Below are 12,638 nucleotides of genomic sequence, written 5' to 3'. Positions count from 1 at the left end.
CGAACCCCGCCGCAATCCTGTTGCCGGCCGCCTGGACGCTGCCTGGGGGAACGGCCAGCCTGCGGAGATGCAGGTGGAGGCGATGGAACTTCACCCCGAGCCGGGGCCCTTCGACAATCTGCTGCCTGATCCCGTCCCGCATCTGCATCCCGTCGATGCCGATCCGATGGGCGATGGCACGCCGCCGCATCCCGACGCCCCACCCGCCCTGCGCCTGCGGCCCCGCGCCAGGGTCAAGGCATCCTCGCCCCCCATCCCCCGCGACAGGGGGGCTCGCGCCGTCGATCATCTCCCCCGTCGCGGTCCGCCGCGTCCCGCCACCCGTCTGCTGGCCTGGATTCTCCATAACAGGCTGCCTGTGGCCGATGGCGTCGACAATGCCCCCGGCCTTTCCGCCGCCCGCTGGGTGTCGCGGGCCCGCTGGCTCTCCTGGGGTGACAAGCCCATGGACCTGAAAGGGTGATGCCAAGCGGCCGGATGGTGGCGCCCGGCGCATGAGGGAGAATTTTCATCTCATCGGCAAAGCAACATCCCTCCACACCCCGTTTCGCAGTGTTTCACAGGGTTAATACCAAATTGCGCCAAGTGGAACTTATCGCAATTTGGTACGGCGGCGACTGCCGCCGCGCCGCGTGTGCGGCGTAGCCAAGCCAACGAATGTTGGCGCCGGCGAGTGAGGGCGGTGATCAGAACCAACAGGTTCTGATCACCGCAAAACAGTATAACGCGGTCCTCCACAATTCCCGTGGCTCCGCCGCGCGCCGCGATGTACCCCATCTGATCGTTGCGTCTCCAACCATGGCCCCGCCGCATGACCCTCCTGATCCTCGCCATCTTTGTGCTGGTCTATCTGGGCATGGCCATAGGCCGGTTTCCCGGATTGCAGATCGACCGGACCGGCATCGCGCTGCTGGGGGCCGTAGTGCTGGCGCTGGCCGGCGCCATGCCGGCAGACGCGCTGCACACGGCCATCGATTTTCCGACCCTGTTCATCCTGCTGGGCTTGATGATCCTGTCGGCGCAGTTCGAACTGGCGGGCTTCTATGGCTGGTGCGCCGTCCGGCTGGCGCAGGCGGCCTGCGGCCCGGTGGCGCTGCTGGCGCTGGTGGTGGCCGTGGGGGGCGGGTTGTCGGCGGTGCTGGCCAATGATGTCGTGGTCTTTGCCATGACGCCGCTGCTCTGTGCCGGGCTGCTGGCGCGGGGTCTGGATGCCAGACCCTACCTGATCGCCCTGGCGGGTGCAGCCAATGCCGGGTCGGCGGCCACCATCATCGGCAATCCGCAGAACATCCTGATCGGGCAGTTGGGCCACCTGGATTTCTGGCCCTTCCTGGCGGCCTGTGGCGTGCCGGCCCTGCTGGGCATGGTCTGCGTCTTCGCCACCGTCGCCTTTGTCTGGCGCGGCCGGCTGGAGATGGTGGACGCCCCGCCCTTGCCGCTGGCGCCGCCCGACCTGGATTTGTGGCATCTGAAAAAGGCGTTGCTGGCCACCCTGGTGCTGCTGATCTTTTTCGCGACACCCTTGCCGCAGGAGGAAGGGGTGCTGGCTGTGGCCGCCGCCATGCTGGTCAGCCGCCGTTTCGCCAGCCGGCGCATGCTGGGGCTGGTGGACTGGCATCTGCTGGTGCTGTTCGCGGCCCTGTTCGTGGTGACGGCGGCCCTGGCCCGTACCGGCCTGCCGGGGGAGATGGTGGCGGCCCTGGCCCATAGCGGCTGGGCGCTGGACCGGTTGTCGGTGCTGGCGCCCCTGTCCCTGGCGGCCAGCAATACGATTGGCAATGTGCCGGCCGTGCTGCTGCTGATGCAGGTCTGGCCCAGCCCGCCGGAGGGCGCGCTTTATGCCCTGGCCGTCCTGTCCACGCTGTCCGGCAATCTGCTGCTGCTGGGCAGTCTTGCCAATCTGATCGTGGTGGAACGCGCGGCAGCCAGCGGTGTCACCCTGGGCTTCATTGAGCATGCGAAATGCGGGGTGCCCATGACGCTGATATCCCTGGCCCTGGCGATCGTCTGGCTGGCCGTCATGGGATATGCGCCGGGTTGACCCCGGCCTGCCGTCAACGGTACTGCGCGCTCCATTCCCGGAAAAGCCGCTCCGCCTCGTCCGATCCGGCCAGGATTTCCACCATGCGCAGCCCGTTGAACATCTGGCGCTGGGCGTCGGCATTCATGGAGCCATCGCGGTTGCGGGGGGTGTCGCGCAGGGTCGCGAGCGTATTGCTGATCACATGCTGTCGCGCTTCGTTGATCTTGGCCGTGACCTCCCGCTGGATGCCCAACGGTCCCGCCAGCTTGGATGAACGGCGCAGGGCCAGCGCGAATTGTTCGGCCTTCTTGACGTCTTCATTGCTGGGAAGGGCGCCGCCATGGCCGAACAGGGCTTCTGTCAGGCCCTTGTCCACGTCGGCGCAGATATTCTTCAGGACGAATTGCCCGATCTCGGCCCGGGCATTCTTCACCTTGGCGGAAATCTCCTTGTCCTTCAGGCCCTGCACCGTGTCGTTGACGGAGTTCAGACCATCGGTCAGCCGCTCCGCCGCGGCGGCCAGACTGGCCGGATCGCCATGGATCAGCGGGTTCTCACGATCGAAATCGCCCGTCTGCCGCAGCAGGTTGCCCACCACATAGCCGGACATTTCCCGCGTCAGGTTTTCCTTCTCCGCGACCGTTCCGCCCAGCCGCACCTCGCTCAGCATGCGCAGCAACTCACCCGGCCGCTGCATGCGGGACGCCAGGACCAGCAACAGCGGCTGGGTCAGGGCCGCATCCTCCTTGCCCAGATCAATCAGGGTGGCGCGGATGATCTCCACATGCGATTCGGCCAGGTCCAGGATGGGACGGGGGGGCAGGGCGGCCTTCAGCTTCTCGATCCTGACGGCGACGCTCAGGATCTGGCGCAGCGTGTCGAGCTGCCGCTGTACGTCATCGTCCCGCCCGAACAGGGAGATCTTGTATTTGAGATTGTTCTGGCAATCCGTGATGACCCTGGCCAGGGCCTCGACTCCGGCCTGCCAAAGGGGTTCGCACAGGACGGCGATGGCAGCGCCATCCCGGTAATCGACATGGGAGACCTCCCGGTACACCTCCTGCTGAAGGGCGGCGGGAATATGGTCCTTCACCGCCTGCCAGCAGGGGGACAGGGTCGAGCGGCAGATACGGTTCAGACGGCGGCTGTAATGCTCGGCATCGTCCAGCATGTCTTCGGCCGGCAGGAAGAACAGCCGCGACAGGGCCGGGCGCCGTGGTGGGCGCAAGGTCGTCAGGCGCGGGCGCATCGCCTCGAACGCGCCGGATACTTCAGGCTTGTCGCCCACCTGTTCAAGCAGGCGATAGATCTGCAGAAGCTTACGGTCGGGCAGGCGCAGCACATCGGCGCCCAGCGCGGCCCAGTCGCTGGACTTGCCGGGAGGGGTGATGCCGGAGGCGGGTTTCTTGTCGTTCATGCCGCGCCCCTCAACCCATCGCCGCTTTCAGGGATTCCAGGCGCATGACGGCATCCATGTCCAGAACGCCGGTGCGCCAGTCCTGATTGACCCTGACCCATTTCTTCTGCATGCGCTGAATGGCGTCCAGGTCCAGGTTCTCGGTTGCGTGGCTGATCTCCTCCTTCGGGATCATGGGCAGCAGGCGGGAAATATCGGTGATGGTTGTCTGCTTGGTGGCCGATGGTTCGTCCCTGACGCTTTCCCACATGGCGATCAGGAATTCCCAGCCATCCAGCAGCCAGGAAATGCGGGCCACATATTCCTGGATGGCTTTGTGCAGCTTGGGGGCGTCATTGATGATCTGCCGCGCGTCGCGGCAGGCGGCATCCAGCCTGCCGATCCGCTGCCGCGCCAGGGTCAGCGTGTGATTGGCAACCGTGGAGACATAGGTGCCCAGCATTGCCGCTTCCGACGGGTCGGTATCGGCGAAATGCTGCGTGCCCTGCGCGAATGCGTGCAGCCGGTCGGACAATGTCCGCAGCCGGCCGGATTTCGGCGCCTGTGGCAGGCCGACGGGGGCCACCGCCTCGCCAAGCTGATCGACGCGCATGGTCATGTCGTCGGGCGGGATATCCACCATCGACGCCACCTTGGCCAGGGCCTGACGGGCCACGCGCTTGCTGTCATCGGCCGTCATGCCGGGGCGCAGCAGGTCGGCGGCGCTGATATTGACCAGCTTCAGCAGTTCGGTCACCAGGATGAACTGGGTCAGAACCAGATACTGGCTGTCCTGATCGCGCAGTTCGCTGGCGCGGGTGGCCGCGTCCGGACCGCAGACGCCCGTCGCCTGTACCGACAGGGCGCAGCTTCGGATCTGTTCGGGTGAATGGGTTTCCAACTGTTCGATCTCTTCGAACAGCAGCCGGTCATGCAGCGTCAGCGTCATGACGCTGGGCAAGCCCTTCCATGGCAGGACATAGGTGCCCTTGCCGGCCGTAAAATTGGGCAGCAGGAACTCGAACCGTTCGTTCTGGTCGCGGCGCAAGCGGGCCTGGCTCAGCAGCGGTGTGGTGAAGGGGACGGTAACCCCGCGCTCCTCGAATGTCGCGGGCGCGAAATCTTCCATCATTTTGCGGGTACGCCCGCTGTCCCCTTGGTCCGTCATGTCCGACCGATCCGTTCGTCATACCCTGCCACCATCGCGGCATCACCTTTGTTATATCTCGTATTTCAGATGGTTGGACAGTTTTCCGTGCGCCGCTTAACCGTTTTCAAGCCGCTGATGGTGCAGCGCAGGGGTGTTGGTGTCACCGGCTTGACCCGGGGTCCGGCGGGTGCCTACATTTCCTGTCGAGAGGCGGCCCGAAACGGGGCCGTACCCATGACACGAAGCCCCCGAGGAAAAAATGGCTGAAATCATCAATGTTACCGACGCCAGCTTTGAAGCCGACGTGCTGAAGGCCGAGGGGCCGATTCTCCTGGATTTCTGGGCGGAATGGTGCGGCCCCTGCAAGATGCTGGCCCCCAGCCTGACCGAACTGGCCGGCGAACTGGATGGCAAGCTGTCCATCGCCAAGCTGAATATCGATGAGAATCCGACGGCGCCCAGCCGTTATGGCGTCCGTGGTATTCCGACGCTGATGATCTTCAAGGATGGTCAGGTCGCCGCCACCAAGATCGGCGCCCTGCCGAAGTCCCAGTTGAAAAGCTGGATCGAACAGAGCCTCTGATCTTTTGATGCTGGCGCCAAGGTCAGGATTTCTTGACCTTGGGCGAGGTTCCCGGACAAACCCGCCCCTTACCGGGCGGGTTTTTCACGCCCGCTGATGCCGGTCCGCCGCCCAGTCGTCGCGCAGGATGGCGTACAGCACATGGTCGGCCCATTTGTCGTTGATACGCAGATAGGCCCGCGCATAGCCTTCCTTGGTGAAGCCGACCTTTTCCAGCACGCCGCTGCTGGCCTGATTGGAGGGCAGGCACGCCGCTTCCACCCGGTGCAGGCCCAACTGCCCGAAGGCGAAGGACAGCATCAGGCGCGCCGCCTCCGATGTATAGCCGCGCCGTGCATAGGGGCGGCCCGCCCAATAGCCCATGGACCCCATCTGAGCCACACCGCGCCGGACATTGGTCAGGCCGATGCCGCCCACCACCTGTTCGCTGCGCTGTTCGAAGGTCAGGAAGCTGTAGGTCTCGTCATCGCGCCATTCCGCGGCCTGCCGGCGCAGACGGCGGTTGAACGCTGTCTGGGTCAGGGCATCAGGCGGCCATGTAGGCTCCCAGGGTACCAGGAACTCGCGGCTGGCCTCCCGGATTTCCGCCCATTGTTTCCAATCGCGCGGCTGGGCCGGGCGGATGAAGACATTGGGGCCGTCAACGCGCAAAGGCGGGGGGCTTAACAGACCGTCAGGGATCAAACGGATCATCCTGTTCCTGTCCCCCCCACCGGTTCTCGTTTCTTGGTTGCCTGTAGTCTAGGCGTTGTCGCCTAAGGCTGCCAGACGGCTTGTCACGCTGTCCAGGTTTTCCAGGCCATCCAGCGGTCCCAGCGCCGTCAGGGTCGGCTTGCTGCCGAACATACGGTCGGCACAGGCGGCAACAGCAGCCAGATCGACGGCGTCCAGCTTGGCCACCGTTTCGGCGGGCGGAATGACACGGCCATAGGTCAGAAGCTGCGAGCCCAACTGTTCGGCGCGGTTGGTGGTGCTTTCCAGCCCCATCAACTGGCTGGCCTTTAACTGCGCCTTGGCGCGCACCAACTCATCGCTGGTCAGGGTGCCGGCCAGCTTGCGCACTTCATCGCAGATCACGGGGATCAGTTCGGCGGTGCGCTCCGGCCCCGTGCCGGCATAGATGCCGAACACGCCGCTATCGGCCATGGACCAGTTGAAGCTGTGGACCGAATAAACCAGCCCCCGCTTTTCGCGCACTTCCTGGAACAGGCGGGACGACATGCCGCCGCCCAGAAGGGTGGACAGGACCATGGCGGCGTGCAGGTCCGGGCTGTTGTTCGACACGCCGTCGAAGCCCAGCAGCACATGCACCTGTTCCAGGTCGCGATCCTCCCGGAACTCGCCCCCGTGATACAGGGCCTGTTCCGCCCCCGTCACCTCGCCTGCACCGGCATAGGTGAACAGCCGGGCTGCCAGTTCCACCACCTGTTCATGGGTGATGTTGCCGGCGGCGGCCACCACCATGTTGGCGGGCACATAACGGCCCGTCACATAATCCACCATGGCGGCGCGCGGCAGGCTTTCCACCACGTCGGCCGTGCCCAGGACCGGACGGCCCAGCCGCTGCTGGGGGAAGGCGGTGGCCAGGAAATGGTCATAGACGATGTCGTCGGGCGTATCTTCCGCCTGACCGATCTCCTGCAGGATCACCTGGCGTTCCTTGGCCAGTTCCCCCTCGTCGAATAGTGGGTTCTGGACCATGTCGGCCAGGATGCCCAGCGCCAGACCCAGATCCTCCTTCAGGACCTTGGCGTAGTAGCAGGTCTGTTCGCGGCTGGTATAGGCGTTCAGATGGCCGCCGACATTCTCGATCTCCGCCGAAATGGCGAAGGCGTCGCGCGTCGGCGTGCCCTTGAACAGCATATGTTCAACCAGATGCGCCACCCCGTTGGCGGCCAGCGGTTCATGCCGGCTGCCCACGCCGAACCAGATGCCGACCGATACGGTCTCGACATGGGGCATGACGTCGGTGGCCACGCGCAGGCCGTTGGGAAGTGTGGTGACGCGGGTGCCGGGGGCGGCGGGGTAGCTGCTGTTGCTCACGTAATCTCTAATCCGTTTCAGGCTTGCTGCTTGGCGACCCGGGCGCGGGCGCGCACATAATCCTTCAATATCTGGATATCGTTCGGAAGGATATCCAGTCGTTCGGGTCGTTCATACAAATCGGCCAGATGACGGGGCAGGGGTGGGCGCAGGCCCGTCGCCTTTTCCACGGCATCGGGGAACTTGGCTGGGTGTGCCGTGCCCATGACGATGACGGGGATGGCGGGGTCCAGACCGGCATGGCGGGCCGCCGCCACGCCGACCGCACTGTGCGGATCGACCAGATAGCCGGAACCGGCATAGGCCTCGCGCATCACATCCAACGTCTGTTCGGTGTCACAGCGATAGCCCGCGAACAGCTCGCGAACGCGCGCCAACTGACCCTGGCTGACCTCGAACCGTCCCGTCTCCCGGAACCCGGCCATGCATTGCGCCACGGCGGCACCATCGCGGTCCATCAGATCGAACAGCAGCCGTTCGAAATTGGAGGAGACCTGGATATCCATCGAGGGCGACAGGGTGGGCACGACACCATCGGCCTTCATCTCACCAGAGGCGAAGAAGCGGGCCAGGATGTCATTCTCATTGGTGCCGACGATCAGCTTGGCCACCGGCACGCCCATCTGGCGCGCGGCATAGGCGGCATAGACATTGCCGAAATTGCCGGTGGGCACGGCAAAGGCCACTTCGCGGTCGGGCGCGCCCAGGGCAACGGCAGCCGCCACGTAATAGACGATCTGGGCCATGATGCGGGCCCAGTTGATGGAATTGACCGCCGACAGGTTCAACGCGTCGCGGAACGGCTGATCGTTGAACATGGCCTTCACGGCGTCCTGGCAATCGTCGAACGTGCCGGCCAGGGCCACATTATGGACGTTGGACGACAGGACCGTCGTCATCTGCCGGCGCTGCACCTCCGACGTGCGGCCATGCGGGTGCAGGATGACGATATCGACGCGTTCACGGTCGCGGCAGGCCTCGATCGCCGCCGACCCGGTGTCGCCGCTGGTGGCGCCCACGATGGTGACGCGACTGTCCTTCCTGGTCAGCACATGGTCGAACAACTGCCCCAGAAGCTGCAGCGCCACATCCTTGAAGGCCAGTGTGGGGCCGTGGAACAGCTCCATCATCCAGGCATTGCTGTCGATCTGGGTCAGCGGCACCACCGCTTTATGCTGGAACGTGCCATAGGCGGCCGTCACAAGCTTCGTGAAATCCGCCCGATTGATGGTGCCACCCAGGAAGGGCAGCATCACTTCCACGGCCAGTTCGGCATAGGAAAGGCCACGGAAACGGCGCAGATCGTCCGGCGTCAGCGTCGGCCAGGCCGCCGGGACATAAAGGCCCCCGTCGCGGGCCAGACCCGCCAGCAGGACATCGTCGAACGCCAGGGCGGGCGCCTGGCCGCGCGTGCTGATATAGGACACCTTTACCTCGACCCGATGCGGCTTACATGACGGCGCGTACCCTAGCCAGCACGGGCGCGTGCCGCAAGGGCAGGGGGCGGGTAGCAGGGTGTCATTGGCTCATGCCTGACCCGACAGCGCGGGGCACCACCAAAAGCGGTAGGGCGGCCCTATTCATCTTGTCGCGGCCCTGGGCTTAGGTGGTATCGGATCAATGGTTTCCTTCGCGACCGCGAACGTTTATCTTAAATGCAGGATAGAGTCCGAACCTAACGGTTGCATATTTGTTGCGCAGTCATAGAAAGGGATGGCAAGGCGATGGGGTGGATGCAGGCCTTGATGATGGGCATGGTGATGGGCATCGGGGCCTATCTCTTTACCTATCTTATGGGTCGGTATGCGGAAAGCTCGATCCAGTCCGGCCATGATCTGAAACGGATTGAGGAGGTTCTTCCCCGCCGTTCCCTGTTGGAGGCGAAGTTCGACCTGCGCCGCAGCGACCGCAAGGCCCGCCTGACGGAGCTTCAGGCCGAATTGTCCGAACTGCGCCGCCGCCGCTTCCTACAGGAAAAGGCCCTGGTCGATGCGCGGCGGGAGGCGAACTCGCCCGTGCGCATCATCGGACCGGAAGGGCAGACGGTGGCCAAGTTCCGCGCCTGGATGGTGAACCGGCAGGTGCAGCAGGCTCTGACCGACCGTAAGCGCCACCCGACGCTGGATATGGAATGGGCCAATCCGCAGGTGGTGGAAATCTGGGCCGACAATCTGGCCGATGCCAAGCGGGAGGCGGGGCGCATCTTCCCCATGCCGCTGGGTTTCTCCTTGCTGAACATCACGTTGGAAAGTGCGGCGACGACCACCGAAGCCGCGGCGGGTTGAGGGGTGCCATGACCGGCCCCATCCTGCTCGTGGTGATGATCGTGGCGGTGGCCTTTGCCATGGCGCTGGAACAATCCATGCGTCGGGTGCGCGACACGCGCCGCCGTGTCACGCAATTGCTGACCAAACGGCAGCAACAGGTGGAACGGTTGCGCGTTGCGGGCCGTGAGAGCCTGGCCCTGGGCCGGGAGGTGCGCAACCAGCAGCGCACCGTCGATCATCTGATCGAGGAAATCAGCCAGGTTGACGCCGAGTTGCTGCGCCTGGCGCATCCGGCCAACCGCACCTTCGTTCTGGATGAAAAGCGGGGGCCGGCTGATGTGGGCTGGTATGTGACGGTGGAGGCGCCGACCGTTGCCGTGGGCCGCCACGGTCCGCCCTGGCAGGGGCAGCGGCGGTTCCGCGTCTGGGCGCCCGATGAACATGCCGCCCGCGCCAAGGCGGAAAAACGCTACAGTGTCGAGCAGGGCTACAGCACCGTTTCCGTCTTTCCCGCCCCGCCGCCCGTGGCCAACCGCAACGGCGACCCGGCTGTGGCCTGATCATCAGGGCGTCACCAGGGGTTTATCCGGCGGCTTTTGCCTCCAGAACCGCCTGGCGCAGCAGCGGCAACCGGTCATTGCCGAATACCATCTCGGTTCCGTTCACGACGAAGCTGGGCACGCCAAAACAGCCGGCGGCCACGGCGGCCTGGACATAGGTATCCTGAATGCGCGCCGTTTCGGGATCTTCCAGCATGGGCTGGAACAGGTGCGGCTCAATCCCGGCCGTATCATTGGCGATCTTGATGCACAGGGCGTCGTCGGCAGGGCTGATCCCGTCCACGAAAATGGCCTTCATCAGGGCGCGGGCAAAAACCTGCCCCGCATCAAACCGCCGCGCCGCCGCGCAGGCCAGTGCCAGACGCGGCGGGTTGGGCATGACCACATCCTTATAGTCGCGCAGCGGCACGCCATACAGTTGGGCGAAGCGGGCCAGATCGGTGCGGCGATAATCGGGCCTGAACTGTCCTGAATGCGGCACGGCCTGTTCGATGTCATAGCCGGCGGCCTTGATGATGGCGCGGGCGGAGACGGGATACCAGTCCACCCGGCACCCCGTCTCGATCTGCAGCTTCATCATCTGCGTCCCGGCCAGATAGGCATAGGGGCTGGCGGGGGAGAAATAGAAATCGACGGTGACGGGACCGGGCATGGCGGTCGGCACTCCGCTGTCATAGGGCTCTTGCTGGCCGCAAGGCTTGCCAGCGTTGGCCCGCCGATGCAAGGCCCAAGCGCGGCGGCACATACCCGGCCGGAAAAGGGGAAATGCCCGGCCAAAAATCCCGTATTGCCTTGGGGCAACCGTTTGGGGCATTGTGCGGCCCCGCGCTTGGTGGGGGCCTGTAGCTCAATGGTTAGAGCCGGCCGCTCATAACGGTCTGGTTGGGGGTTCAAGTCCCTCCGGGCCCACCAGATAAAGAAGGCCGCCCGTGTGCTCCCGGGCGGCCTTTCTGTTTTGGTGTTGCGTCGGTGCCTTTTATGATTTTGTGGGCAATTTTGTATACAGAAATTGTCGGGTCTTTCCCGTTTTGCGGGCATTGCAGCGGTGTCGCCGGCTTCGTTTGCTGAGAGTGGTTTCGCCTCTGTGAGCTGGTTGTTGGGGAAGGTGGCGGGTTCCGGCGCCTCACGGCATGATTTCCAACAGTTGTTACAAAAAATTTGGCTCGGCGGGCGATTTGTCCTTGCCGTCATGCATACGTAGACCTTATAGAATTTATACACAAAGACCGATAGCGCCGGATCGAACAGGGTATTTGGTGGGCCTTTACGGGTTTTCCCACATATACGCTGCGATACCGGCGCCGCACAGCAAAGGGCCGGCCTGAACGGCCCATGGGGAGGTTCAAGATGTCTAAGCGTGCGGAACTGTTCTCGCGTCCGTCCCTGCTGGCCATGGGCCTGGCGCTGCTTGCGGGCGCGCTGCCGGCTGCCGCCGCAGAGCCGAAGAAGGAAGATGCTGCCCCGATGCTGGACGAGATCGTGGTGGTCAGCCAGAAGCGCGCGGGTGCGGTTGATGTGCAATCCGTGTCGGTTGCCATCACGGCCTTTGACGCCAACGCCATCGAGAAGAGCTTCGCCACCGATCTGGTGGATGTGGGCCGTATGGCGCCCAATATCCAGTTGAACCAGTCGGGCACCTTTGGCGGATTCTCCAACTTCTTCATCCGGGGCATCGGGTCGTCCAACACGATCCGCACCGTGGACCCGGCGGTGGGCACTTTTGTCGACGGCATCTATATCGGTTTCGGCCCCGCCTCCATGCAGGACACGTTCGACATTGCCTCGGTGGAGGTGCTGCGCGGGCCGCAGGGGACCCTGTTCGGCAAGAATGTGACGGGTGGTGCGGTTTCCGTGATGTCCACGCGCCCCAATGGCGATCTTGGAGCCGACATCAAGGTCACCTATGGCAATTATGACCGCATGGATGTGTCGGCGGCCGTGCAGTTCCCCATTGTCGAGGGGCAGTTGGCCGGCAAGATTGCGGCCATGTCGAAAAGCCGCGACGGCTATTTCAAGAACCTGACGACGGGTCGCACCAAGCCCGATGTCGATACCTCCATCATCCGGCCCACCTTCCGCTGGACGCCCAATGACGTGCTGACCATCGACCTGATCGGTGAATATTACCGGGACAAGGGCGGTTCATCGGCGTCCCAGAACCTGGACAGCCGCATCAATCCGCGCATGCTGCTGGTCAATGGCCAGCTTGTGGCCTCGCCCGCGACCGTGCAGCGCGTGTTCGGCTATACGCCGCCCACGGACAAGTATGACATCAACCATAATGATCAGGGCTATGTTGACACCAAGGCCGGCCATGCCATCCTTGATGCCAGCCTGGATGTCGGGCACGGGGTCGTGTCGCTGGTTACCGGCTATCGTGAGGTGAAGTTCAACTCCTCCACCGATTTCGACGGTTCCCCCTACACCGTGTTCGAGTTCCCGGACAACCGGGAACGTCAGCACCAATATTCGGGCGAGTTGCGCTATGCATCCAGCTTCTCCGACATGGTGGAATTCACGGCCGGCCTCTATTACTTCACCCAGGAAATGTACATCGCCGAACGCCGCGCTGCCTATGCCAGCGGTCCCGCGACGGCGCCCGTCATTTCCCGCACC

At 64.1% G+C, this 12,638-nt stretch carries 12 protein-coding genes and 1 tRNA gene; 7 read left to right on the top strand and 6 right to left on the bottom strand.

Features of this window, described 5'->3' with window-relative positions; genetic code table 11:
- Together KBA48_RS29370 and KBA48_RS29365 are read left to right on the top strand one after the other, a co-directional pair.
- The coding region (locus tag KBA48_RS29370; protein WP_292912242.1) for a hypothetical protein at nucleotides 1-463 on the top strand (463 nt) is incomplete at its 5' end.
- A 348-nt stretch (nucleotides 464-811) separates the two neighbouring features.
- Entirely contained in the window at nucleotides 812-2,041 is a 1,230-nt protein-coding gene (locus tag KBA48_RS29365; protein ID WP_292912241.1) for an SLC13 family permease, read from the top strand.
- 13 nt (nucleotides 2,042-2,054) lie between these two features.
- On the opposite strand, the gene KBA48_RS29360 is transcribed toward KBA48_RS29365, so the two are convergent.
- Together KBA48_RS29360 and KBA48_RS29355 are read right to left on the bottom strand one after the other, a co-directional pair.
- Nucleotides 2,055-3,440, bottom strand: coding sequence for a hypothetical protein (locus tag KBA48_RS29360; RefSeq protein WP_292912240.1), 1,386 nt, complete (start codon nucleotides 3,438-3,440; stop codon nucleotides 2,055-2,057).
- A 10-nt stretch (nucleotides 3,441-3,450) separates the two neighbouring features.
- Nucleotides 3,451-4,587 (bottom strand): hypothetical protein, encoded by a 1,137-nt coding sequence (locus KBA48_RS29355; RefSeq protein ID WP_292912239.1) that lies wholly within the window; start codon nucleotides 4,585-4,587, stop codon nucleotides 3,451-3,453.
- Between the two features lie 241 nt (nucleotides 4,588-4,828).
- On the opposite strand from KBA48_RS29355, the gene trxA reads away from it, so the two are divergent.
- Nucleotides 4,829-5,152, top strand: a complete 324-nt coding sequence (gene trxA / locus KBA48_RS29350) for a thioredoxin TrxA (RefSeq protein ID WP_292912238.1) — start codon at nucleotides 4,829-4,831, stop codon at nucleotides 5,150-5,152.
- Between the two features lie 84 nt (nucleotides 5,153-5,236).
- Here the strand turns inward: trxA and KBA48_RS29345 are convergent, their stop codons facing one another.
- Genes KBA48_RS29345 through thrC form a run of 3 tightly spaced genes read right to left on the bottom strand, consistent with a single transcriptional unit; the run spans nucleotide 5,237 to nucleotide 8,622 of the window.
- Nucleotides 5,237-5,845: a GNAT family protein gene (locus KBA48_RS29345; RefSeq protein WP_292912237.1), complete on the bottom strand. Its 609-nt coding sequence runs from the start codon at nucleotides 5,843-5,845 to the stop codon at nucleotides 5,237-5,239.
- Between the two features lie 48 nt (nucleotides 5,846-5,893).
- On the bottom strand, nucleotides 5,894-7,195 hold the full coding sequence (locus KBA48_RS29340; RefSeq protein ID WP_292912236.1) for a pitrilysin family protein: 1,302 nt from the start codon (nucleotides 7,193-7,195) through the stop codon (nucleotides 5,894-5,896).
- Between the two features lie 17 nt (nucleotides 7,196-7,212).
- Complete coding sequence (thrC, locus tag KBA48_RS29335) at nucleotides 7,213-8,622, bottom strand: threonine synthase (RefSeq protein WP_292912235.1); 1,410 nt, start codon at nucleotides 8,620-8,622, stop codon at nucleotides 7,213-7,215.
- Between the two features lie 297 nt (nucleotides 8,623-8,919).
- Between thrC and KBA48_RS29330 the strand changes: the two genes are divergently transcribed.
- Both KBA48_RS29330 and KBA48_RS29325 read left to right on the top strand, forming a co-directional pair.
- Nucleotides 8,920-9,480 carry a hypothetical protein gene (locus KBA48_RS29330; protein WP_292912234.1) on the top strand — a complete coding sequence of 187 codons (561 nt, stop codon included), beginning with the start codon at nucleotides 8,920-8,922 and terminating at the stop codon, nucleotides 9,478-9,480.
- An 8-nt stretch (nucleotides 9,481-9,488) separates the two neighbouring features.
- The gene (locus KBA48_RS29325) at nucleotides 9,489-10,022 is read left to right on the top strand and encodes a hypothetical protein (RefSeq protein WP_292912233.1); all 534 of its coding nucleotides are present in this window, start codon (nucleotides 9,489-9,491) and stop codon (nucleotides 10,020-10,022) included.
- Between the two features lie 22 nt (nucleotides 10,023-10,044).
- Here KBA48_RS29325 and KBA48_RS29320 read toward each other — a convergent pair whose 3' ends face one another.
- Nucleotides 10,045-10,674 carry a 2-hydroxychromene-2-carboxylate isomerase gene (locus KBA48_RS29320; RefSeq protein ID WP_292912232.1) on the bottom strand — a complete coding sequence of 210 codons (630 nt, stop codon included), beginning with the start codon at nucleotides 10,672-10,674 and terminating at the stop codon, nucleotides 10,045-10,047.
- 184 nt (nucleotides 10,675-10,858) lie between these two features.
- On the opposite strand from KBA48_RS29320, the gene KBA48_RS29315 reads away from it, so the two are divergent.
- Nucleotides 10,859-10,934: transfer RNA gene (locus tag KBA48_RS29315), tRNA-Ile, on the top strand.
- Between the two features lie 435 nt (nucleotides 10,935-11,369).
- A partial coding sequence (locus tag KBA48_RS29310) for a TonB-dependent receptor (protein ID WP_292912231.1) occupies nucleotides 11,370-12,638 on the top strand: 1,269 nt, incomplete at its 3' end.

This window comes from Niveispirillum sp. (genome assembly GCF_017996735.1).
In the GTDB taxonomy this organism is placed as follows: domain Bacteria; phylum Pseudomonadota; class Alphaproteobacteria; order Azospirillales; family Azospirillaceae; genus Niveispirillum.
The sequence above is the reverse complement of the archived record's forward strand: the minus strand, read 5'-3'. Positions and strand labels throughout refer to the sequence as shown.

Coding starts and splice junctions, on each gene's coding strand:
- KBA48_RS29365 (WP_292912241.1), top strand. CDS start 812: ATGACCCTCCTGATCCTCGCCATCTTTGTGCTGGTCTATCTGGGCATG.
- KBA48_RS29360 (WP_292912240.1), bottom strand. CDS start 3,440: ATGAACGACAAGAAACCCGCCTCCGGCATCACCCCTCCCGGCAAGTCC.
- KBA48_RS29355 (WP_292912239.1), bottom strand. CDS start 4,587: ATGACGGACCAAGGGGACAGCGGGCGTACCCGCAAAATGATGGAAGAT.
- trxA (WP_292912238.1), top strand. CDS start 4,829: ATGGCTGAAATCATCAATGTTACCGACGCCAGCTTTGAAGCCGACGTG.
- KBA48_RS29345 (WP_292912237.1), bottom strand. CDS start 5,845: ATGATCCGTTTGATCCCTGACGGTCTGTTAAGCCCCCCGCCTTTGCGC.
- KBA48_RS29330 (WP_292912234.1), top strand. CDS start 8,920: ATGGGGTGGATGCAGGCCTTGATGATGGGCATGGTGATGGGCATCGGG.
- KBA48_RS29325 (WP_292912233.1), top strand. CDS start 9,489: ATGACCGGCCCCATCCTGCTCGTGGTGATGATCGTGGCGGTGGCCTTT.
- KBA48_RS29320 (WP_292912232.1), bottom strand. CDS start 10,674: ATGCCCGGTCCCGTCACCGTCGATTTCTATTTCTCCCCCGCCAGCCCC.